Below are 22,177 nucleotides of genomic sequence, written 5' to 3' on the forward strand. Positions count from 1 at the left end.
TAAAGTCTGTTTACAAGTCGGTTGTCAGCCGGCTGTAAACAGACATTGGTATTTTAATGAGTTGAGGATTAGTGTGATTGTAACGGATGAAATAAATTACAACGATGCGAGTACAATCTGCAAAGGATTCATCGCATATAACAAAGACTTTTCATCACCACGACCCACCGTAATGGTCGCTCATGATTGGGGCGGTCGTGGGAATGAGTCATGTAACAAGGCGATACAACTTGCTAAACTGGGTTACGTTGGCTTTGCTGTTGATATGTATGGACAGGCGCAAGTGGCCTTTGACAAGGTAGAAAAGCGAGCCTTAATGACTCCATTTATGAATGATCGGCAAATGCTGATTAAGCGTATTCAATCAGCATTTAATGTTCTCACGGAATTACCTCAAGTTGATAAAAATAATATTGCGGCTATAGGATATTGTTTTGGCGGTTTATGTGTCTTGGATTTAGCGCGTTTTGGCGTTGATGTTAAAGGTGTGGTTAGTTTTCATGGTGTGCTTAAAGCTCCTGAAGATGAGTTATTTGCTCCAATTAAGGCCAAGATCCTGGTTTTGCATGGTTATGATGATCCTTTGGTTAAACCGGAGCAGGTGAATCAATTTGCCATTGAAATGAGTGCCCGTAAGGCGGATTGGCAAATTCATATTTATGGTAACACGGCCCATTCATTTACTAATCCGTTGGCTAATGATGATGAGATGGGCTTGCATTACAATGAGCAAGCGGATCGGCGTTCCTGGCAGGCAACGGAGGCGTTTTTGAACGAGGTTTTTGTGGGATAGTGGCCCTCATTCTTCTCTTGAGTTACCGCGATCAGGCCACGGTAATTCTTCGCTTTATAAAAGGAAGATTTAGAATTAATTGACAGCGCAGCCATTCACGTGAATGAATGCAAAAGTAGTCACGAAAGCAGCTTAATCACATGCTCTCGCAACAGCTCATTTTTTCTTTGCTCCGATAGCTTCTGTTCGGTAAATAGATCAGCGGAAAAACGAACCCAATTCTTAATATCCATTTGTGTGGTCTGCCCTAGATCCGAGCTGTAGATAACCTGAGGAATGGTCTGCAATACTTCGCTAAAATCCTCTTTGTCCTGATGCCCTAAAAGATAGGTCAATGCGGTTTGCTCAATCCAGACAAATTCATTTTGCGCCAACTCCTTTAAGGCGGGTGCTTTTAAATTAACCAATGGATGTGCCGGTTGATTTAAGATTAATGCGGGTACTTTGTAGCGAATACAAGCATCCACTAAACTGTAAACCTCCTCTTTAGATGCATGTCCCGTAGTTAAAACAATTGGATAGTCATTGCTCATTTTTAAAATATCAATCACATTTTGGCCTAATTGCTGGTTACTATTAAACAGGGTTTCGCCGCGTTGGCTGAATGGGCTTAAATGTGGGTAGCTTAATTGACGCGAAAGTTTTGAGGGATAGTTGCGTCCCGTAATTGTAGGAAAATGTACTAATAGTTTTGAAGGCGTAAGCGGTTGATATTCATTCAGTGCTTGCATAATGGCGCGATAATCAATTCCACCTGCTAGTTGATTTAATATCAAGGACGGAAAGACCGGTAATCCTTGTTGCTGGGCTAAAGTGGCTTGAATGCTGGTTGCGCCAAGATGACTGGTTAAAAAAACGGCTCCATGCAAGGATTGATAAATTTTTCCTGCCTGCAATGCATTCCAGCGACGGGCATAAAGATCCGGGCTGGCATGGTAATGAATATCAATAAATTGATAATCTGCTAATGGTTTCATTTCTTGTTCGCACCAAGCCAGGGTTGATCATAGCGATAATCAATGCGTGCTTGTTCCAAGGAGGAGCCGTCTTGAATCGCCTGCGCAATATTGAGCTCAGTGAATTTTATTTTCTCTGCTTTCTCAATAACCTCTGCCATTAACTGTCTTGGGATGACTAAAACCCCATTATCATCGGCAAAAATGATATCACCAGGATTAATTGTAACCTCATTAATGCTCAGAGGACATTGTTCATCTACCTTATGAATACGATTTTTCCCGGAGCGCATGTAGGTTCCAGCGCAAAAAAGTGGGTAGTTGGCTTCGCGAATAAAGTCTACATCACGAACGGCGCCATTAACTACGGTGCCTGCTATATTCATATGCTGCGCCATTTTGGTAAGGATTGCTCCCCAAGCGGTGCAATCAATGCGCCCCTCATTATCGATGACAATAACCGAGTGCTCTGGTACCGCATCGATGTAATTTGCTGCATTTCTAAATCCAACGTTTTTTTGCTCATTAGCAGCATAACGTACGGTATAGGCATGGCCGGCCATCTTCATCCCTGGCGCTAAGGCTTTTAGGTGTAACAAGGCTCCTTCAACCTGACAGGCATCCAATGCATCCGAAATTTCGGTGGTATTAAAGGTATATAGTTTTTTCAGATACGCATCCATGGCGTTTTTTTCACTTAGAGTTGGGGCTTGATGCTGATTTGGGGGGGAGCGTAGGCATTGGTCGATAATTGCATTGGCCATATCACTAGTGCTTGATTTACCTCCCGCATCATAGGTCAAAAAGCGTCTTTTATTGATGACGGTACGCACTGATTCATTAATCAGTTTCGCCTGCTCTTCATAACCGAATTGCTTAAGGAGCATGCTGATGGTTAAGAACATGGCGGTTGGGTTTGCGGTTTGGGGGCGCATCTGGGGTCCACTGCCGTGAACAGGCTCAAAATAGCATTGTTTTAGGCCAATATTGGCACTGGGCGCAAATCCTAAACCGCCCATAACCCCAGCCCCCACATCTGATAAAATATCGCCAAACATGTTTTCTGCAACAATAACCCCAAACTTTTCGGGGCGGCGAATAAGCCAGAGACCTACAGCATCAACATTGAGGATGTCGGCATGAATGAGGGGGTATTTCTGAGCGACGGATTCAAATATTTCGCGGGCAAAATGGCTGCTTAGACGTAAAACATTTGGTTTATCTGCAAAGGTGACACGTTGCATTTGTTGTTTTTCTGCATGCTGGAACGCAAATTCAAATAGACGTGTTAAGCCGGCAGTTGATTGCAAGCGTAGCGCACAACTTAGCTCCTCGGCGGGAACCTGCTTCCAGGTTTTATTTTTGCCCAGTAATCCAAGTATTGCTTCAGGAGGTGGGGCATAATCAAAGCCTGCATAGAGGCCTTCGGTATTTTCGCGGATGATGCAAAAATTAAATGATTTGTCGCGGGGTTGAATTGAAAAGCACGGGCGTACATTGGCATACAAATCTAAATTTTGTCTCAGTAAAATAATCGGTGAGATGTAGTTCAGGTTCCGATCACGTAACGCCAACGCTAACTCTTGTTGTGCTTCCCGTTGCGGTTTACTAGTGATTGCCCCCAATAAGACCGTATCGCACTGATGGATCAGCTCCCAAGTTCTTTCAGGAATCGGAGTGCCTTCATTTTGCCAACAGGACCATCCGATATCGCCCATATGCAAGCTAATAGGAAGATCCAGCGCAGAAAATATGGGAAGCGTTGCTTCAGTAACCTCAATGCCAATGCCATCGCCGGGAAGGACAGCGACTTTAAGCTTTTTATCGAGAACCACTTAAAACCTCCAAAATGATTTTTTGGCAATAGGTTGGGTTATCTTGCAGTACCCGCATACTGGAATGAGGCACGGTTACTAATTGACCGTTTTGCGCTGCAATAACATTTTTATTATTAACTAGGTTGGAGTATTCGCCGATGAAATGTAAATGGGGTATTTGGTTGTTTTGTAAGATAGGCCTTGAGTCTGTTTGTAATACCCGGGTTAAACCAAAAATTAGCCGTTTATAAGCTTGATCACGGTTAAGGTTGGTCGTTGACTGGGGTGGCATGGGATTAGGGTAAAAAACAGGCTCATAGAGTGCCTGGAGTGCCTCTTCAAGCTTATCTTCCTGGCATAAATGAACTACCAGACCGAGCTTTTGGTTTAAGGGGCTATCCGCAAAACTTGGGGTTGAAAATAAAATAATTGGTTTATTCAGGGATTGGAACAATGGAAAACATTGTTGAATGACGACACCACCAAATGCAAATCCAAAAAAGGCATCATAATCATTGATGCAGGTTGCTAACTTTTGTTCCCAAAGCGGGTAATAAGCGGCATTGGGCAGCTCTTCCATAATGGATAGAGAGTCAAGGTAGTCAATGTCATAGTCCTCGGTGAGAAATGTCAGCGTTTTGGCAATAGATGCCATATCCTCAGGGTGTGCAGAAACCGGCCCAATGACTAATATGTTCTTTTTTTTCATGCGGCTGTACCTCTAGGACAATTTATTTTTTTCTTTATATGCTTTGAGATCTGCGGTGGATAGATCGGTAATCCCGCGAATAAATTCATCCATCTCAATGGTTTCATGCCCTATTTTTAGCACATCTCGTACGTAATTGGCAGCATCCAAAACATCTTGTAAGTTATATTTTTTAACGTCAATTGCATGAAGGTATGCGGTAAAAAACTCAGTGCGTAAATTACCTATGCCTTTACCCATTCCGGCCAGGGAGGCATCAATAAAACGAACGCCGGAATTGAGTGCAGCTAGTGTATTCGCTTGGGCTAAACCGATATTATCATGAGCGTGGAAGCCAAAAGGAATCGAACTATCCTTCAGATAGCGATCGTAGATTTCTTTCGTGCGAGAGGGTAATAAGCTCCCATTAGAATCGGCAAAATAAATAATATCTGGCTGATGACTGCTGGCTAAGCCCACTACTTCATCTAATTCTGCATTCGTGTAGTACGAAATATGAATGAAATTAACCGAGACCATCATGCCTAGGTCTTGGGCCATTTTTATTAAGGGGAGGGCAACGGGTAGTTCGCCTCGAGCGATACATATCCTTAATAAAGCAACACCACAGCTTTTGAGCTCTTGTAGGTCTTCCTGAGTTACGTTGTGCGGATGAGCCATGACTGCCATTTTGGAATTTTTAATCAAGTCACGACAAAAAAGTAAATAATCTTTGTGGCACCATCCGGCTCGCCCTAAGTCTGGAATAAAATGTAAGGAGCCATTGCGATAGCCAATTTCAATGTATTCAATGCCTGAATGGTCGAGACGGGGCAGAAAACCTTCTAATTCATTGTCCGTAAAATGAAAATTTGTTCTATGTCCACCATCTCTTAATGACGCATCCAACAATTGTATGGAATTGTTCATATAAGGCCTTTTGTTTTGAGTAATGGATACAGCACAGCGATAATTAAGGCAATAATCAATGCCCGAATATAAAATGCTGTGCGTTTATTAAAGTATAGCGAACATAAATAGGCAAAAGGGTGCCGATAGATAAAATGACGCATAATTTTTCGGGTTACCAGATTAGCCGACCCATACATGGGAACTTCATGAATGCGTATACTGGGGATTTCATTGGCTTCAATAATAACCCCGTCTGGGTATTTTATTGGTTTATTTATGTCGTCACATTGTATATCAATACCAACCAGTTTGAGGTTGAGCGTATTGGCAACTTGAATCATGAGCTTGCGATTTTCTTTGCATATCTTTTTACTTATATTCTCGTAGCTGCCTCCACGACTAGCATTACTGGTGTAGCCTAAGCCTACTTTCTCACCGCCGCGAGGAATATAGTCTTCTTTAATACCTTGTTCTTTAAGGCAGGTATACGCTTCTGCATCCAAACTAATAGGCCCTAAAAACTCATTGATTCGTTTGCGTTCCTTATTGGTTCGCTCAATTAAGTCGTTAATATGGTGCTTCCCATCGCCAATAACAGAGGATGGATGGCGAAGTACCACCCCAATTACTTTTTGATTAAATACGAGGACCCTATACGATTTTAAATTGCCATGGAATTCTTCCACAATGATTTGTTGATAGGTGGAAAAGGCTTGGTTTAGTACAGTTCTTAATTCATCCAGGCTTTGGATATTGCATAAAACGCCTCTTCCTTGCCGTTCATTTAGCGGTTTTACAACCAAAGGATACTTTAGCTGGTCAGTTAGTTCGGTAAAGGCATCATTTTCTAGCTCTTCTTTATCAACTAAAACGGCCTTAGGAACAGGGATTTCTGCTTCTTCTAATAAGCGGTTTGCAACATATTTATGCCTGCCAATACGGGTGCTGCTGGAATAATTTATCGGCGGTTCGGCACCACAAAAAAAGTAACGGTGCTTATGCAGGCGCAGCTCAAAACCTTCTAATACTTCAATAGGTTTTACTGGTAAAAATAAGGCTTGAGCACTTTTATAATAACATAAAGCGTTCCCGTTTATAGCTGTACCCCTCTAGTTAAATCTAGAATTATTGCTGATAATCTTTTGCCCCAGCAATAATTAGTTTGTAGACGCGTTCGCTAATTATTCCTTGCTCGAATTTATTTTTGGCATCCCAAGTCATCAGTTGCCCTTTTTTTCGTACCAACTTACGTGTTGCTGCGGTGACATCATTGGGATCACTTTCTAATAAAATATCCCGAACTTCTTCATCAAATACGAGATATTCACGCAATGCGACGCGTTTATCATCTACAGTGGGAACCAGTTTTTGCCAAATACACAGTCTAATGGTTTCCAGAATATCAATAGTACGCCCCAAGCGCTCTTCCCCTGAGAATGAGGTTACGAGACGACGCATGGTTTCTGCAACCCCGGAGGTGTGCAAGGTGGTATAGACTGGGTGTCCAGTGAGAGCGGCTTCAAGTGCCGCACTAATGGTTTCCGCGTCACGACACTCCCCAACCATGATAAGACGTGGCTTGCGTCGCAAAGCATTTCGCACTCCATCCGCAAAACTGGGCAAGTGGCGAGGAATTTCAGACTGGCTTACGACTGACGAAATCGTTTCAATTTCATCATAAACGAATTCAATAGGTGATTCATAAGTTAATACTTTACGGTGCGAATCTTCTTTTTCAATTAAATCGCGAATAATCGAAGCCAAAAGAGTTGATTTACCCGAACCCGTTGCCCCAGTGATAAAAACAATTCCTTCCTGTGGCGCAACGGCATCAAGCACGATGTCCGGAAGGTTCATGGTTTCTAACTTGGGAGGGGTGGTAGGAATGGTCCTCAGAGTAATTTGAATCGCATCATGGCCTTCAACGAGGCAAGCAGTACCATTGACCCTATAACGATAACGTACACCACGATTCGGACGGAATTCATAGTGCGTATCAATATCCTTTCCTGAAAGGAGCTGGGTGGTCGCGTTAGGCCCATAAATAGCATTAATTAAATCGCCAAGCTCTGTATTCGATAAGCGGCGATTCGTAATGCGGAGCAATTTTCCATAAACCTCGGCATAGATAGGCTCACCAGTTTGAATGGTGATATCTGATGCGTTTAGGCGCTCCGTATGTTCCAACATTTTATCCATGAATAATGGCGTAAAACGTGTTGGTTCATCAGGCATTAAAAGGTTTGTAGTCATAGTTAAATTATCAGTTTGTCGTTGGTGTGATAACCGGCTGCCAAGATTTGTCTGTTATGATAATTTTAGACTGACTTGCCAATTTTTCCATGTTCTTAAATTGTTCCAACGCGTTTTCATCTTTGGCTACAGCTGCTCGCCATTCGTTACTATTGATATTCAATGCAGGCAATGCCGTAATACGTAAGACGCGGTCATCAATATGAATTTCAGAGGCATCCCCAGTAACCCCTAAGTCAGTATGGGATACATAGGGAGGAGAAACCATATTCATGGCTAAGAGCTTGCGATAAAGAATCATACCACCAAAGTCTTCCTTGATACGGGCAATATTTTCTTCAAGAATGGTATTGGCTTGCTCAATACCATTCTTCCAACCTTTAGCTACATACATACACCAAATTTTTTTCTCGATTCGCGTTTTAGGTAGCAAGGTATGGTTTGGATATTCAGGTTTAACATAATCCAACCATAAATATTGACGCCATGTTGGAGGAGTTGTCACAAAGTGGGCTTGTTTTGCTACTTTATAAGTGCGATCTGAAACACGAATGTTTTGTGCATCGGCAAGATTTAATGTATTTCTTCCTTCCAATAGTACGGGAGGGAGAATATTATGCTCCAGCGTTAGTGAATTAAAATCATAGATTGTATCTAAGGTACGCGTTTGTTTGGCCAATTGCTCATCAATAGCTTTAGCTCGCCATGCCAAGCCTGCTTGAGCTCCAAGACTGAGTGCTGTTTCTTTAAGGGCCATTTGGCGAAATTTACCAGACTGTTTTCTGGTTCTTTCCTTGGCTGTTACATTGGCCATAGCTTGCAAACCAGCCAATGAACCGGTATCACCTAGATACGCTGATTTGTGACATGATGCCACCAATAAGGCTGACACCAGAACAGTGAGACTAAGAGTAAATTTTGGCATAACGTAATTCAACAACCTGACTGTTAGGGTAAACGTGAATAAAAGCTTTTATTCCAGCCTGATAATCTATATCACGCAGGATTTCAGCTAAGCTTTGATCTTTAACGGTAAGACTAATAAGTACAGGTATCGCTGGAGATTTTCCTAGGATACGTACTCTGTAATGTGCGGCTTTAGCGATGCGCGCGGTCAACTCTTCAATCGGACCGGACCAATCTACACTTGCACGGGCTTGTAGATTATAGGCATTAGGTATTGTTAATATATTATCTTTGTGTGGTGGCACGACTACTTTTTCTATACGAGCCATTTCATGCATCGAATCGCTAACAGAAACTGCTGCTTCCGCCAGTTTAATTGTGGCATCATCACTGGGGTTATTTACAGGGGGTTTTTTAAAAAACACACCCGTAGATTTACAACTGGCAAGCAGGATTGAAGCAATTAAAAGCGTGACAAGCTTGTTGTTCATTCAAATTCTTTCGGTCTAGATAATATTGGAATGATTGAAACAGGAGCCACGCTCCTTGTCAAGTCATTACGTAACTTCTGGAAAAGAATCACCGAAATTCTTTGTTGAATCAATTTGCTTTTTACTCAGGCAGCCAGGTTTTATCCATAAAAAAAGCACATCGTTTGAGCTTTGGTTATTGGGCTTGGTTGGGTTGTTTGTCTGTGGGTTTTTCTTATTAGATTAGCGAGCTTCGTTTTAAAGTGGTTCTGGTTCCCGGTAATGCATGTTCCTTAATATAGGCTGGGCTTAAAAAGCCAGCCTACCCGTTACTTTATAATTTTTCAAATAAACCATAGACGACTTGGCCGGATTTTTTCAGTTTCACTGTTCGCCATGATTGTTCATCCAATTCGATTGCCGTTGGCGATTCCAGATAAACTAAACCTCTGGGAACTAAAATATTCTTCTGCGTCAGTTCTTGGATGCATTGAGGAAGGTAGTTTTGGGCAAAGGGAGGGTCGAGGAAAATAATATCAAATTGCTCTTTACAGGATTGCAGATAAGCACGGGCATCCATCTTTAATAGTTTTAAAATCGGACTATTAAATGAAGTAATTATTTTGTGCAAATTCGCATGAGCCTGGGGTGATTGCTCGACAAAGACGACTTGTGCTGCACCACGAGAAAAGGCTTCAAAGCCTAAAGCACCACTGCCGGCAAAGGCATCGAGGCAGCGTGCGCCTCTAATATCGTGCATTAACCAATTAAATACGGTTTCGCGTACCCGATCCGGGGTGGGTCTTAATCCTTCAATCTCGGGGAAATGTAACTTTTTCCCACGATATTGGCCTCCAATAATACGAATTTCCTGTTTCAAGATTGCCCCACTGTCACGAGAAGTAATTTATCTGGGTTTAACTGCTGTTGGAATGCCTGTTTTATTTCGTCTTTGGTTACGGCCTTGATGCGGGTGACGTAAGTATCCAAATAATTATCTGGCAAATGGTAAAAGGTCATACGTAACAATATGGTTGCTATGCTGCGATTACTTGCTAAGGAGAGCGGAAAACTACCGGTAAGATATTGTTTTGCCGCATCCAGTTCTTGATCGCTGGGACCATTACTGATATAGGCATGTAATTCTTTTTGAATGATATCCAGAGCCAGCTTCGCTTGCTGATTCCGAGTTGATAAGCTGATAAGAAATGGTCCTTCCCCTGGCATGGGTGAAAATTGACTTTCAACACCATAAGTTAATCCTCGCTTTTCTCTTACTTCAATAGCCAGCCGCGAAACTAAGGACCCGCCACCTAAAATATAGTTACCTACCATGAGCGGGAAATAACGGGGATTCTTATGATCAATGCCTATTTGACCAAGACGAATCATGGTTTGCGATGATGGAAATGCGGTATTTACATGTTCGGATTGAGCTAATGGAGTCGCTTGGGCAACAGGCTGAGCTGGAGTACCTTTAGGTAGGTTCGCGGTAAACTGCTCTGCTAATTGGTGAGCCGTTTCACTATTTATATCACCCACCATGACGAGCACCGCATTTTGTGCCACAAAATAACGGTGATAAAAGTCCATTACTTGCTTTTTAGTAATGGACCTTAGTGATTTTTTGGTGCCATTAACTGGATGGGCGTAAGGATGTTGTTGATACAATGCGTTGAAAAAAGCACGATCCGCGACATCTTCTGGTGATTCATGGCTTTGCTCAATCGTCATGAGTAATTGTTTCTTTTCTCTGGCAAAAGCCTCATCTGGAAAATCAGGTTGATTAATAATTTGGGTAAATGTTTTACTTGATTGAGCCAGGACATCTTTACTGACTAGTGAGCGCAGGTTTAAAATAACCATGTCTCTGCTGTTTTCCACACTGAATTGTGCCCCAGTGTCTGCCAATGCTTCGGCAATCGCGGTCGCATCTTCGCCTGCACTACCTTGATTTAACAGATGTCCGGTTAAGGAACTTAAACCATAGTGTTCTTTATCGTAGGATGAGCCTGCTGCAAATGCGAGGCTAACATCCAGCATAGGCACTTCTTTGGCCGGGTAAAACACAACGCGTACGCCATTTGTTGTTTGCCATTTTTCCGTTTTAAAGCTGGTTGCGTGGGCTGGCTTGTATAAGCCGATGGTTAACGCCATAAGGCAAGTGGTTAAAATTTTCATTGGTTCACCTTAGGAGTTGTTTGCGGCTCTAGTTTGGCGATGGTCATGTTATTGTCTTGAAAATAACGCTGAGCCGTTTGTTGAATTTGCTCTGCAGTTACTGCATTAATTGCCTGGGTATATTCATTGGCCTTGTTCCAACCAAGTCCTACGGTTTCTAACAAACCCAGTTCCATTGCCTGGCTAAAAATCGAATCTTTTTCATAGGTTTTTTGGGCAATGATTTGATTCTTAATGCGTTGTAATTCTTTGTCACTGACGCGATTTTTTTTCAAATCATCTAATTGTTCCACTAAGCCTTTTTCCAGAATATGAACGTTTTGGTTTTGGCTGGGTGCACCATAAACGATAAATTGAGTTTGATAGCGAGTATAAAGATTGTAATAGGTGCTGGCTCCCGTAGCGATATGTTGCCCGCGGATGAGATTTTTGGCAAAGCGAGCGCCTTCTCCGGCATCCAGAATACCGGCAATAATTTCCAGAGCATAAGGTTCATAAGCTGCTTTTGCTGTCTTTACTCCAGGCACTGAATAACCAATCATTACCAGTGGCAGTCTTGCGGTGCTTTGCACAGTAATTGCCTTCTTACCTAATGCTGGTGGTTCTTGTTGTGGCTTACGTGCGGGAATTTTCCGCTGGGGTAGGGCTGAAAAATACTGTTGGGCTAAAGCACGTACTTGCTCGGCATTAACATCGCCGACTACCACTAGCGTTGCGTTATTGGGGGCATAATAACGCTTGTACCATTTTCTTACATCATCAACACTCATTTGTTTTAGATCGCTCATCCACCCGATAACCGGATGATTGTATGGCGCTGCTAAATGTGCGGTTGCTAAAAAGCGTTCAAAAGCCAGGGCCTGGGGATTATCGTCAGTTCGTAAACGACGTTCCTCCTGGATTACCTTAATTTCTTTGGCAAATTCATCGGCACTAAGTAGTAAATTACTCATGCGATCCGCTTCTAGTTCAAAGCTGGTTGCTAGGCGTGAAGCATCCGTTTTTTCATAAAAAGCAGTATAGTCATTGTTGGTAAATGCATTCGATTGACCGCCAATTTCGGCGATTGTCTTAGAAAATATCCCCAAAGGGTATTTTTTTGTACCTTTAAACATTATGTGTTCAATGGCATGCGAAACCCCTGTAATCCCACCAGGTTCGTCTGCTGAACCTACGTTATACCAAATCATGGATACTACAATAGGTGCTCGATGATCTTCTTTAACCAATATTTTTAATCCATTATTCAAGGTATACTCTTGAACTTGGCTGAAGGTTTGGCAAGATAGTACCATAAGAAAGGTGATTAATATTTTGCGCACAAATTAACCTCTAAGCAAAAAGATGATAGAATTCCACATTTTTTAGGATTTGTATACTAATATGATTAAATGGTTTAAACGAGGCCAAAGTGAAGCTCCGCTCGAGAGCAAGGAACAGCAGGGAATCGAAGAGTCTATTTCTGAGGTGGTTCCACGTCCTGTAGAACCTGAACCCGAAGTCACCAAAGAAGGTATTTTTGCTCGTTTTCGCAAGAGCTTAAGTAAGACTCGTCACCAATTGGGTGATGGTATTGGACGGCTTTTATTAGGTAAAAAAGAGATCAGTCAAGAGCTGTTAGATGAGTTAGAAACCGTACTCATTACCGCAGATCTTGGAATTAATACGACGCAAGAGGTATTAAAACAAATCGCTGAAGGCTTGGAGCGTAAGCAATTAGCTAATGGTGAGGCGGTTTATGATGCACTTAAAGCGCATTTACAATCCATTTTAACCCAAAACGATACTTCTTTAACTTTAGAGACCGAAGATCATTCGCCTTTTGTTATTTTAATGGTTGGTGTAAATGGAGCCGGAAAAACAACCACAATTGGTAAATTAGCGAAACAGTTCCAACAACAAGGCAAAAAAGTCATGTTGGCTGCAGGCGATACTTTTAGAGCGGCAGCAGTAGAGCAATTACAAGTTTGGGGGGAGCGCAATGACATTCCCGTCATTGCGCAACATACTGGCGCTGACAGTGCTTCAGTGGTTTTTGATGCGCTGCAGGCAGCAAAAGCACGAAAGATAGATGTACTTATTGCGGATACCGCTGGACGTTTGCATACCCAGGGTAATCTGATGGATGAGTTGAAAAAAGTAAAACGGGTTTTGCAAAAACTTTGTCCAGAAGCACCTCATGAAACGATGTTGATCTTGGATGCAAGTATCGGTCAGAATGCATTAGTACAGGCACGGCAATTTCATGAAGCAGTAAATTTAACGGGCATTACTATGACCAAGTTGGATGGAACTGCTAAAGGCGGAATATTGTTTGCTATTGCGAGTGAATTGGCAATACCCTTTCGTTATATAGGGATTGGTGAAGGGATAGAAGACTTACGTCCCTTTGATGCTGAACAATTTGTTGGTGCATTGTTTCATGATCACATTTGAGCAGGTGAGTAAACGATATCCTGGTGGCTATGAAGCCTTAAGCAATGTTAATTTTTCCTTACAAAAGGGCGAAATGGCGTTTCTTACCGGGCATTCGGGAGCTGGCAAAAGCACGTTATTGAAGCTAATCGCGCTTTTAGAATGGCCAACATCTGGGCAGTTAATGGTGAATGGCATGCGTTTAAATCATTTGAAGCGTCGTGACGTAGCAGCACACCGCAGCCAATTAGGAATAACCTTTCAATCACCGTATTTACTGAATGATCGCAGCATCTTTGATAACGTCGCCCTGCCTTTGCAAATCCAAGGTACACCTTATCCCATGATTGCAAAACGGGTTCATGCTGCTTTAGATATGGTTGGTTTATTAAGTAAGGAAAAAATGCTTCCGCCTCATCTATCTGGAGGAGAGCAACAACGGGTTGGTATAGCGCGTGCCGTAGTCCATAAACCGGCTTTATTATTGGCTGACGAGCCAACTGGAAATTTAGATCCCAAGCTGTCTACGGAAATTATGTCTCTATTTGAGCAATTTAATCAGGTTGGGGTGAGTGTATTGATTGCAACCCATGATTTACCTTTAATTGCCCGCATGAAACACCGAATTGTCATGCTTAAAGGAGGCCGGGTGTGTTAAAGAAATTACGACCCTTTTTTGCCTATCATGTTCAGGCAGCAACGCAAAGTTTGAATTATCTGTGCAGCAAACCGGTGGCTACTTTAATGACGTCGGTGGTGATTGCCATTGCATTGGCATTACCGGCTCTTTTTTGGGTGTGTACCGATAATGTAAATAAGCTGACCAGCGATTGGAAACGCGGTGGCCCTATTTCCATTTATCTAAAACCTAATTTGACGGAAACAGAACAGCAACAACTGCTACAGAGAGTACGTGATACAGAGGGAGTAGGTCAGGTTTCCCTTAAATCACCAGCAGAAGGGCTTGCTGAATTAACAAAGCAAGAGGGAATGCAGGATATCATGCGTTATCTTCCTGAAAATCCATTACCTGCGGTAGTGACGGTGCAACCAACGGTATCGGTTGATTCTCCCCTTAAATTGGATCAACTCGCCCAACAATTGCAGACCCTGGCTGGTGTTGAGCAAACTAAGGTTGATATGGAGTGGATTAGTCGCCTCGATGCACTGATGCGATTTGCCTCGCATTTTGCAGATGGATTATTAGTGTTGCTTGCTTTAGCAGTAGTGCTGATCATTGGTACGACATTGCGTTTAGCGCTACACAGTCGTCAGGAAGAGATTCAAGTGTTAAAGTTAATTGGTGCTAAAGATCCTTTTATTCTCCGGCCTTTTCTGTACTCAGGGATTTGGTATGGGCTTATTGGGGCTGTTTTCGCTGCTTTTTTAGTTAATATTTTTATTTTGAGTTTAGCAAAAGCCGTTAATCACCTGGCATCTGTTTATCAAATGCACTATTCGATCAGTCTTCTTTCTATGCGGCAAATCTTGCTACTCATTATATTTGCCATTATACTAGGTTGGTTTGGGGCCTTTTTGTCGGTAAAGCGACAGTTAGCTTCTATAGAGCCTCAATTGTAGTTTAATTCCAAGAGGAAGACGTATGAGTCAACAATTGCAACTTGCTGCTATGAATTTACCCATAGGCAGTCTTGATGCGTATATTCATAGAGTTAATCAAATTCCTATGTTAACTTTGGAGGAAGAGCTTGCCTATGCCGAGCGCTTTCATTCTGAAGGGGATCTTGACGCGGCTAGATACTTGGTTCTTGCTCACTTACGCTATGTTGTTCGAGTTGCTCGAGGTTATTTAGGTTATGGTTTGCCCTTGAATGATTTAATTCAAGAAGGCAATGTTGGGTTAATGAAAGCGGTAAAACGATTTGACCCTAAAATGGGCGTGCGTTTAGTTTCTTTCGCAGTCCATTGGATTAAAGCGGAAATCCATGAATTTGTATTACGCAATTGGCGTATTGTTAAGGTTGCGACTACTAAAGCCCAGCGCAAGTTATTTTTTAATCTTCGTCAGATGAAGAACCGTTTGGGTTGGTTTAGTAATGAAGAAGTTGAAGCGGTAGCAAAAGATCTTGGTGTAAGTACTAAAGATGTTTTGTTGATGGAGCAGCGCTTGAATGCGATGGATTCTCCATATGAGGCTTCTGATTCGGATGATGGTGATGATTTCCATGCACCAGAACGTTATTTATTTAATGCGGATGACGATCCTGCTTTGGTATTAGAGAAGGAAGATAGTGGGGATCAAGGTCGCGAGAAATTAATGCTTGCTTTAGAGCAGCTTGATGAACGCAGCCAAGACATCTTGCAGCAACGCTGGTTAGCGGATGACAAACTGACTTTGCATGATTTAGCTGAAAAATATGGCGTATCCGCTGAGCGTGTACGACAGCTTGAAAAAAATGCGATGAAAAAACTGCGCCAGTATATTGAAGCGTAGACGATTTATTCCTTAACGAATAATAATCCCCAATTACTGCGGTCAAGCCGCGGTAATTGGGTTTTCTATTTATAAGCTGCGTAATCCCAACCCCTACGCTAAAAAATCGCGCACCAAACTCTCCACTCGCTCATCTATCAGCACACTAACATGATTTGCATCCGTTAAAATCCGCAAATCCGCATTCGGATATTGTCTGCAGAAGCGAATCGATTCTTTTGTGCTCACGGTTTTGTCTAAGTCCCCATGAATGCATAAAAAGGGAATATTCGGGGATTGGGAAATAAAATGATTTAATTGTATTCTATTTAAACCAACTTTCGCATCCTCTTCCATGAGATGACGTAAGTGAATATACCCAGGTCCGCTAAGCCGGAATTTTTTAGCAACACTAGTCACTGGACCACGCATCTGGGTGGGGGAGGCAATTAATATGGCACGTTCCGGTTTATGCATTAATCGCCATTCAGGAAATTGTCCGGATAAATTTAAGGTATTAAGTAACATCGAACCGCCAAAAGAATGGCCAATTGTTCCATAGAAAGGGCCATACTGGTTTAAGGTTTCCTTTATTACATTGACTGCATCCATCCATGGCAATTGCAGCCCTTTGGCTTCACCATGAGCAGGGAAATCAAGGGCATAGACTTCATATCCTTGTTGTTGCAACGTATCGATAATTCGCATCATATACGCTGCACGGGATATCCAGCCGTGCGTAATAAGAATTTTTTTATCTTTGGTTGCCTGGGTAGGAAGAAACCGATGTAATACGTGATGCCGAGGGTATTCCTTATGAATTACTTCAGTACGTCGCTTTTCCATAATTTCGCAGGCTAATTTTGCAAAATCTCGATATTCTTTTTCCAGGGGGAGATGGATGGGGGTAATAAAAACTTGATAGCAGAATTTAGCATGTAATAAATCCCTAACATAGGTTAATGATGTAGTTAACATGATACTAATTCCTTTTATTTTCTTTTAGTGTAGACCAATTTTCTTATTGGTTCACAATTCCTTTATTATCATACGGCTATATATTAAAAACGGCCTTATTTTTACTGGTGAGAACCGCAGTGTTTTTCTGTGCTACTTAGGTTAAATTACTGGACATTTAGTTTGTTTCACCTAGACTATCGTTACCGTTTATTTCAGGGATAGCACATGCATACTTCAAACTATATTTATCATCAAGATGAACTGGAACTTCATGGTTTTCTGGCTTATGACGCTTCTAAAGAAGGTACTCGGCCTGCAGTAATTGTAGCCCATGATTGGTCTGGACGTAATGAGTTTGCTTGTCAAAAAGCAACGATGCTTGCTGAGATGGGCTATCTTGGATTTGCACTGGATATGTTTGGTAATGCTCAGGTTGGTACGACGACCGAAGAAAAATCAGCATTAATACAACCTTTGGTTTCTAATCAAGCATTACTTCGTCGACGTTTAGATGTTGCTTTAAATACGGTTCTCGCTATTCCTGAAGTCGATAAGGAGCATGTTGCGATCATTGGTTTTTGTTTTGGTGGTATGTGCGCTTTAGAGTTAGCACGTTCTGGGGCTGATATTAAAGGCGCGGTTAGCTTCCATGGCTTGCTGAATAAGCCTGGAACGATGAGGTCCGATGCGATTAAAGCAAAGGTTCTAGCTTTACATGGTTATGACGATCCTATGGCAAATCCCGAGCAAGCCAATGCGTTTTGCCAAGAAATGACTGCAGCAAAAGTTGATTGGCAGCTGCATATGTATGGCCAGGTGCAACATGCATTCACCAACCCTAACGCCCATGATACACAATTAGGTTTGATGTATAATTCCACTGCTGCGAAGCGCTCATGGCAGGCCATGTCGAATTTTTTACAAGAAATTTTTATTTAAGGTATGCAATCCCGTGAATTAAGGCATTGCTTGGCTGGAGTGCTGATATATTCGCTCATTTTTATCGAGTTTTCGACGTGTAGCGGCGCGTCAAAAAAATGAGCGGATCTTTTCATGACAGAAATTTACTGTACAGTATGTAGCTCAGTGATTTAAAAAAAATTTATAGCGTGGAGTGTCGCTTGTCTGCCCATAAAGAATTATAATCCCTCCAATTAAGCTCTGCTTCGGTGTTTTTTCCATAAGCCTTTTACTATTGATGTTAAATATAATATATTTAAATCATGGGGTTTTCTGTGCTTTTTTATCAGCAACAATCAATTAATTTGTGGAAATGGTGCCTTTAGTAGGAGCAAGCCAACTTGAGTTTTTCTTCCGGTGATAACACTATGCAGTTGCATCATTTTTTTGAGCGATCAGTCGATAGCTTTTCGAGCAATATTGCCTTAATTTGCGATAATGCGTTTATTTCATACCAAGAATTAGAAAGCCGTGCGAACCAGTTGGCTCATTATCTTGTTGAGAACAAGGTATCAACGGGCAGTATTGTCGGTATTCTTTTAGAGCGTTCGGTAGAGTGTTATATTGCTATCCTGGCTACGTTAAAAGCAGGCGCCGCTTACGTTCCTATTGAAGTGGATTACCCTGAGGAGCGAATTAATTATATTTTTTCTGATCTGCCATTTACTGCAGTATTAACTTCCTCCACTCAATTAGCGCAAAAAAAATTAGCATGGCCAAAGGCTTTAGTTCTTGATGAACTTAGTGAAGAGCTTTCGCAACAACCCTCTAAAAGATTGATTTCAGCTGCAAATGAACCGAGTCCCGATGATTTATGCTATGTCATTTACACTTCAGGTTCGACTGGTAAGCCCAAAGGGGTAGAAATTCCACAAAGCAGTATTTGCCACTATGTAAGAGAGGCAAGTGCTCTTTATGCAATAACCAGCAATGATCGTGTTTATCAAGGTTTTTCTTTAGCTTTTGATGCTTCATTGGAAGAGCTGTGGATGGCTTTTGCTAATGGTGCGGCATTAGTCGCTTGTACTGCAAAAGAGGTCCGTTCAGGGCTTGGTTTAATTTCTTTCTTAAATCAACATCAAGTCAGTGTACTGTCTACCGTACCAACGTTATTGTCTACCTTAGAGGGGCAGTTGCCTGATTTACGGCTACTCATTTTAGGTGGCGAAACCTGTCCTGCCAGCTTAGTTAAAAATTGGAGCCGCAAAGGACTTAGAATTATCAATACTTACGGTCCTACTGAAGCGACCGTCATTGCAACTTATTCGGAATGTCATCCAGAAAAGGAAATTACCATCGGCAAACCACTTCCTGGTTATGGGGTTTTGATCGTTGATGAACATTTAAACGAAGTACGTGATGGCGAAGAAGGTGAGTTATGCATTAGTGGCTTGGCTCTGGCTCGAGGATATGTGAATCGTCCAGAAAATACCGCGGAAAAATTTGTCATTAATCCAACAAATCAACAGCGCCTGTATCGTACTGGTGATTTAGCGTCTAAGACCGAACATGGCGATATACGCTTTGCCGGACGGATTGATGATCAGGTGAAGTTACGTGGTTTTCGTATTGAACTCAATGAAATTGAAGCCGTAATGATGCACTACCCTGGTATTAAGCAAGCGGTAGTTTCTTTACAAACTCTGGATCAACAAAGCTTAGTTGCTTATGTTTTGCTCGAAAAAAATGCCAAATTTAATGCCAGTGAACTCAAGTCCTTTTTAAAAACTAATTTACCAGATTATATGATTCCCGCAATTACAGAAGTTCTGGAATCTTTCCCTGTCTTATCGAGTGGCAAAGTAAACCGTAAGGCATTACCTAAACCAACCCAAATGAGGGCAGAAACTGTATATACCGCACCCAAATCAGAGTTGGCAAAACAAATCGCCCATGTTTGGGAGAAGGTGCTGGATTATCCTAAAATTTCTGTGGATGCCGATTTTTTCTATGATTTAGGTGGACATTCTCTACTGGCTGCAAAAGCGATATCTAGCTTACGCAGAATTCCTGCGTTACGAAATATATCTATTTTGGATTTATATAAAAATCCTACAATTAGTCAGCTAGAGCAAAAATTTAATGATGCGAACCAAGCCCCTCAAGCAGAAGTTCCGCGTAAACCAAAATACCGTGCTCCTCAATGGAAATATTATTTATGTGGCCTGGGGCAATTTTTCGGTTGTTTATTGCAATATGCGGTGGGCACCTTTCAATTGTTGGCGGTGGTTTTATGCTACAGTTGGGTGACTTCAGAATATTCAATTATTTCCCGTGAATCACAGTTAACATTTTTAGCTTTATTTTTATCATTACCGATTATCTCGTTAATGATTACTGTCGGAATGAAGTGGATTTTATTAGGCCGAGTGAAACCGGGTGAATATCCGCTTTGGGGTTGGTTTTATTACCGTTGGTGGTTCGTACAGAAACTGCAAAAAAATTTATTTTTGGCTAAGTACTTAGTCGGCTCCCCATTAGTTAACATTTACTACCGCCTGTTAGGGGCAAAAATAGGTAAAAACTGCCATATAGGCTCCATGCAGATTGCCGCTCACGATCTGTTAGTCATTGGCGATAATACTTCCATTAATACGGATAGCCGGCTGTATGGATATATCGTTGAAGATGGTTGGTTGAAAATAGGGTCCATTAGTATTGGCGATAATTGCTATATTGGCGCCAGGGCTGTAATTGGTTTAAATAGCGTTGTTGAGGATAATGCGGTATTGGATGATATGTCCATGTTACCCGAGCAAAGTTATATGCCTCAAGGCACCTATTTTTCAGGTTCTCCTGCGAGTCCAGGAGTGCTTCCTGAGGATCACATTACCAGGAAAAAAGTAGACGTTGAAGAATCCACAATGCTGGAAAATACGATGTTTGGTATTTTGCACTATTTAGGCATTGTTTTTGTTATGGTCATGTTCTACTTATGTCTGGTTCCTGCGCTTTCCTTTATCAGTTATTATTTTGATCAGGGCAGTTATTTTACAACAATTTTCTTTGCTGTTCCTTTGGGCTCGGTTGTTTTCTTAAGTTTGTATTATCTGTGTGTCATTGTCTGCAAAAAAATTATTATGGACAAGGTAAAACCTGGCCAGTATTCATTGAAGAGTTTTTATTATCTTCGTCACTGGATCATCGTAAAAATGCTGGACAGTGATGAAATATCTGTAATGGCTGATACACTTTATTTGCCAGCCTTTTTACGACTTCTCGGTGCTAAGCTTGGGAAAAGTGTAGAAATGGGCGAGACCCCTCACATTATTCCTGATTTAGTGACGATTGAAGAGGGCGGTTTTACGGCAAGTTCTGTCGCTTTAGCTTGGCCCCATGTTTATCAGGGCGCAATTAATTTTGCTCCAGTTTCTGTTGGTCGACGTGGTTTTGTCGGGAACGTTAGTTTACTTTCCGCAGGTAAAGAACTGGGTGAGCACGCCTTGCTTGGATGTTTGTCAATAACACCTCCGGGAGACAAGGCGACAGAGGTCAATTCTGCATGGTTAGGTTCTCCAGCCGTATATCTGCCAAAACGTGAACTATTTGTAGGTTTTTCTGATAAAGAAACGTTCTATCCATCGAAAAAACTGTATTGCACACGTTTGCTAATCGAGTTTTTGCGAATTATTTTACCTACATCGTTTTCATTAGTCGTTTTGTTTAACCTGCTTTATATTCTGGACTACATGTTAGCAACATATTCTTGGGGCGTTACAGCGCTTGTATTGCCCGTTTCTGAGCTACTGCTTACTGTGTGTATGGTTGGGGTTTTAGTCGGCTTAAAGTGGGTTCTTTTGGGCAAATTAAAGCCATTAACCAAACCTATTTGGGATCCCTTTATTTGGAAAAATGATGTCATTGAATATTCTTATAACTATTATACCAATCCTCATTTAACCAATAAGGTTTTAGGTACTCCATTTGCACTTTGGATTCATCGTTGTTTAGGTACTAAGGCTGGTAAGCGTGTATTTACTGATAGTGCCGAGTTTTCTGAATTTGATTTAATCACCATTGGTGATGATGTGTGCATTAATGCGGAAACCATAATCCAGACCCATCTTTATGAAGATCGCATATTTAAGGTATCTACCGTAACGATTAATTCAGGTTGTAACGTAGGTACTGGATCAATTGTACTCTACAACACGGTAATGGAAGATAACTCTACTTTGGGTAGTCTCTCTTTATTAATGAAAGGTGAGTGCTTGCCCGAGAATACCCAATGGGCTGGTATTCCTGCGCAATCAATTTTAGTTGGGGTGGGGTATCAACTTGCACACCAAGTTGCTGCGGTTGGTGAAGTGGCTCAAGAGGCGATTCCTGAGTTATTGTAGGGTACAAACCACGTTTGGTTCCCGTATTACTCTACGCTAATACGGGCCACGTTTTCTGACTTCATTTTGCTTTAAAGGAAGCCTTATTGTGG

The 22,177-nt window shown here is 41.8% G+C and carries 19 protein-coding genes; 7 read left to right on the top strand and 12 right to left on the bottom strand.

What is annotated here, in order from left to right:
* Positions 1–73: 73 nt before the first annotated feature.
* Positions 74–793: a dienelactone hydrolase family protein gene (locus ACQY7T_RS07820; protein ID WP_428412444.1), complete on the top strand. Its 720-nt coding sequence runs from the start codon at positions 74–76 to the stop codon at positions 791–793.
* 119 nt (positions 794–912) lie between these two features.
* Here ACQY7T_RS07820 and ACQY7T_RS07825 read toward each other — a convergent pair whose 3' ends face one another.
* From ACQY7T_RS07825 to ACQY7T_RS07875, 11 genes are all read right to left on the bottom strand, one after another.
* The gene (locus tag ACQY7T_RS07825) at positions 913–1,770 is read right to left on the bottom strand and encodes a DUF6282 family protein (RefSeq protein WP_428412445.1); all 858 of its coding nucleotides are present in this window, start codon (positions 1,768–1,770) and stop codon (positions 913–915) included.
* A complete protein-coding gene (locus tag ACQY7T_RS07830) occupies positions 1,767–3,584 on the bottom strand; it encodes an isocitrate/isopropylmalate family dehydrogenase (RefSeq protein WP_428412446.1) in 1,818 nt (605 codons plus the stop codon). Before ACQY7T_RS07830 ends, ACQY7T_RS07825 begins: the two co-directional genes overlap by 4 nt.
* Positions 3,571–4,275: a hypothetical protein gene (locus tag ACQY7T_RS07835; protein WP_428412448.1), complete on the bottom strand. Its 705-nt coding sequence runs from the start codon at positions 4,273–4,275 to the stop codon at positions 3,571–3,573. Before ACQY7T_RS07835 ends, ACQY7T_RS07830 begins: the two co-directional genes overlap by 14 nt.
* Before the next feature lie 12 nt (positions 4,276–4,287).
* Positions 4,288–5,184, bottom strand: a complete 897-nt coding sequence (locus ACQY7T_RS07840) for a 4-hydroxy-2-oxovalerate aldolase (protein WP_428412449.1) — start codon at positions 5,182–5,184, stop codon at positions 4,288–4,290.
* Positions 5,181–6,263 (bottom strand): UDP-N-acetylmuramyl peptide synthase, encoded by a 1,083-nt coding sequence (locus ACQY7T_RS07845; protein WP_428412548.1) that lies wholly within the window; start codon positions 6,261–6,263, stop codon positions 5,181–5,183. Before ACQY7T_RS07845 ends, ACQY7T_RS07840 begins: the two co-directional genes overlap by 4 nt.
* A 28-nt stretch (positions 6,264–6,291) precedes the next feature.
* Complete coding sequence (gene dotB, locus ACQY7T_RS07850) at positions 6,292–7,419, bottom strand: Dot/Icm type IV secretion system ATPase DotB (protein ID WP_428412451.1); 1,128 nt, start codon at positions 7,417–7,419, stop codon at positions 6,292–6,294.
* 10 nt (positions 7,420–7,429) lie between these two features.
* Positions 7,430–8,344 (bottom strand): type IV secretion system DotC family protein, encoded by a 915-nt coding sequence (locus ACQY7T_RS07855; RefSeq protein ID WP_428412453.1) that lies wholly within the window; start codon positions 8,342–8,344, stop codon positions 7,430–7,432.
* A complete protein-coding gene (gene dotD, locus ACQY7T_RS07860) occupies positions 8,325–8,816 on the bottom strand; it encodes a type IVB secretion system lipoprotein DotD (protein ID WP_133136598.1) in 492 nt (163 codons plus the stop codon). The genes ACQY7T_RS07855 and dotD overlap by 20 nt, the downstream gene beginning before the upstream one ends.
* A 313-nt stretch (positions 8,817–9,129) precedes the next feature.
* Positions 9,130–9,675 (bottom strand): 16S rRNA (guanine(966)-N(2))-methyltransferase RsmD, encoded by a 546-nt coding sequence (rsmD, locus tag ACQY7T_RS07865; RefSeq protein ID WP_428412454.1) that lies wholly within the window; start codon positions 9,673–9,675, stop codon positions 9,130–9,132.
* Positions 9,672–10,976: a M16 family metallopeptidase gene (locus ACQY7T_RS07870; protein ID WP_428412455.1), complete on the bottom strand. Its 1,305-nt coding sequence runs from the start codon at positions 10,974–10,976 to the stop codon at positions 9,672–9,674. The genes rsmD and ACQY7T_RS07870 overlap by 4 nt, the downstream gene beginning before the upstream one ends.
* On the bottom strand, positions 10,973–12,298 hold the full coding sequence (locus tag ACQY7T_RS07875; RefSeq protein WP_428412457.1) for a M16 family metallopeptidase: 1,326 nt from the start codon (positions 12,296–12,298) through the stop codon (positions 10,973–10,975). The genes ACQY7T_RS07870 and ACQY7T_RS07875 overlap by 4 nt, the downstream gene beginning before the upstream one ends.
* Before the next feature lie 61 nt (positions 12,299–12,359).
* On the opposite strand from ACQY7T_RS07875, the gene ftsY reads away from it, so the two are divergent.
* Genes ftsY through rpoH form a run of 4 tightly spaced genes read left to right on the top strand, consistent with a single transcriptional unit; the run spans position 12,360 to position 15,846 of the window.
* Positions 12,360–13,412 (top strand): signal recognition particle-docking protein FtsY, encoded by a 1,053-nt coding sequence (gene ftsY / locus ACQY7T_RS07880; protein ID WP_428412458.1) that lies wholly within the window; start codon positions 12,360–12,362, stop codon positions 13,410–13,412.
* Complete coding sequence (gene ftsE / locus ACQY7T_RS07885; RefSeq protein WP_428412459.1) at positions 13,399–14,049, top strand: cell division ATP-binding protein FtsE; 651 nt, start codon at positions 13,399–13,401, stop codon at positions 14,047–14,049. Before ftsY ends, ftsE begins: the two co-directional genes overlap by 14 nt.
* On the top strand, positions 14,043–14,972 hold the full coding sequence (gene ftsX, locus ACQY7T_RS07890; RefSeq protein ID WP_428412460.1) for a permease-like cell division protein FtsX: 930 nt from the start codon (positions 14,043–14,045) through the stop codon (positions 14,970–14,972). The genes ftsE and ftsX overlap by 7 nt, the downstream gene beginning before the upstream one ends.
* A 22-nt stretch (positions 14,973–14,994) precedes the next feature.
* The gene (gene rpoH, locus ACQY7T_RS07895; RefSeq protein ID WP_428412462.1) at positions 14,995–15,846 is read left to right on the top strand and encodes an RNA polymerase sigma factor RpoH; all 852 of its coding nucleotides are present in this window, start codon (positions 14,995–14,997) and stop codon (positions 15,844–15,846) included.
* 93 nt (positions 15,847–15,939) lie between these two features.
* Here the strand turns inward: rpoH and ACQY7T_RS07900 are convergent, their stop codons facing one another.
* Positions 15,940–16,803: an alpha/beta hydrolase gene (locus tag ACQY7T_RS07900; protein ID WP_428412463.1), complete on the bottom strand. Its 864-nt coding sequence runs from the start codon at positions 16,801–16,803 to the stop codon at positions 15,940–15,942.
* A 207-nt stretch (positions 16,804–17,010) separates the two neighbouring features.
* On the opposite strand from ACQY7T_RS07900, the gene ACQY7T_RS07905 reads away from it, so the two are divergent.
* Together ACQY7T_RS07905 and ACQY7T_RS07910 are read left to right on the top strand one after the other, a co-directional pair.
* Positions 17,011–17,724, top strand: coding sequence for a dienelactone hydrolase family protein (locus tag ACQY7T_RS07905; protein ID WP_428412464.1), 714 nt, complete (start codon positions 17,011–17,013; stop codon positions 17,722–17,724).
* 362 nt (positions 17,725–18,086) lie between these two features.
* Positions 18,087–22,085 carry a Pls/PosA family non-ribosomal peptide synthetase gene (locus ACQY7T_RS07910; protein ID WP_428412466.1) on the top strand — a complete coding sequence of 1,333 codons (3,999 nt, stop codon included), beginning with the start codon at positions 18,087–18,089 and terminating at the stop codon, positions 22,083–22,085.
* The last annotated feature ends 92 nt before the right edge of the window (positions 22,086–22,177 follow it).

Source organism: Legionella sp., assembly GCF_965140895.1.
Taxonomy (GTDB): Bacteria; Pseudomonadota; Gammaproteobacteria; order Legionellales; family Legionellaceae; genus Legionella.

What these genes read in the sequence shown, in the direction of transcription:
- ACQY7T_RS07900 (WP_428412463.1), bottom strand. Translation starts at nt 16,803, where the DNA reads ATGTTAACTACATCATTAACCTATGTTAGGGATTTATTACATGCTAAA.
- rpoH (WP_428412462.1), top strand. Translation starts at nt 14,995, where the DNA reads ATGAGTCAACAATTGCAACTTGCTGCTATGAATTTACCCATAGGCAGT.
- ACQY7T_RS07870 (WP_428412455.1), bottom strand. Translation starts at nt 10,976, where the DNA reads ATGAAAATTTTAACCACTTGCCTTATGGCGTTAACCATCGGCTTATAC.
- ACQY7T_RS07855 (WP_428412453.1), bottom strand. Translation starts at nt 8,344, where the DNA reads ATGCCAAAATTTACTCTTAGTCTCACTGTTCTGGTGTCAGCCTTATTG.
- ftsE (WP_428412459.1), top strand. Translation starts at nt 13,399, where the DNA reads ATGATCACATTTGAGCAGGTGAGTAAACGATATCCTGGTGGCTATGAA.
- ACQY7T_RS07840 (WP_428412449.1), bottom strand. Translation starts at nt 5,184, where the DNA reads ATGAACAATTCCATACAATTGTTGGATGCGTCATTAAGAGATGGTGGA.
- dotB (WP_428412451.1), bottom strand. Translation starts at nt 7,419, where the DNA reads ATGACTACAAACCTTTTAATGCCTGATGAACCAACACGTTTTACGCCA.
- ftsY (WP_428412458.1), top strand. Translation starts at nt 12,360, where the DNA reads ATGATTAAATGGTTTAAACGAGGCCAAAGTGAAGCTCCGCTCGAGAGC.
- ACQY7T_RS07835 (WP_428412448.1), bottom strand. Translation starts at nt 4,275, where the DNA reads ATGAAAAAAAAGAACATATTAGTCATTGGGCCGGTTTCTGCACACCCT.
- dotD (WP_133136598.1), bottom strand. Translation starts at nt 8,816, where the DNA reads ATGAACAACAAGCTTGTCACGCTTTTAATTGCTTCAATCCTGCTTGCC.
- ACQY7T_RS07905 (WP_428412464.1), top strand. Translation starts at nt 17,011, where the DNA reads ATGCATACTTCAAACTATATTTATCATCAAGATGAACTGGAACTTCAT.
- ACQY7T_RS07825 (WP_428412445.1), bottom strand. Translation starts at nt 1,770, where the DNA reads ATGAAACCATTAGCAGATTATCAATTTATTGATATTCATTACCATGCC.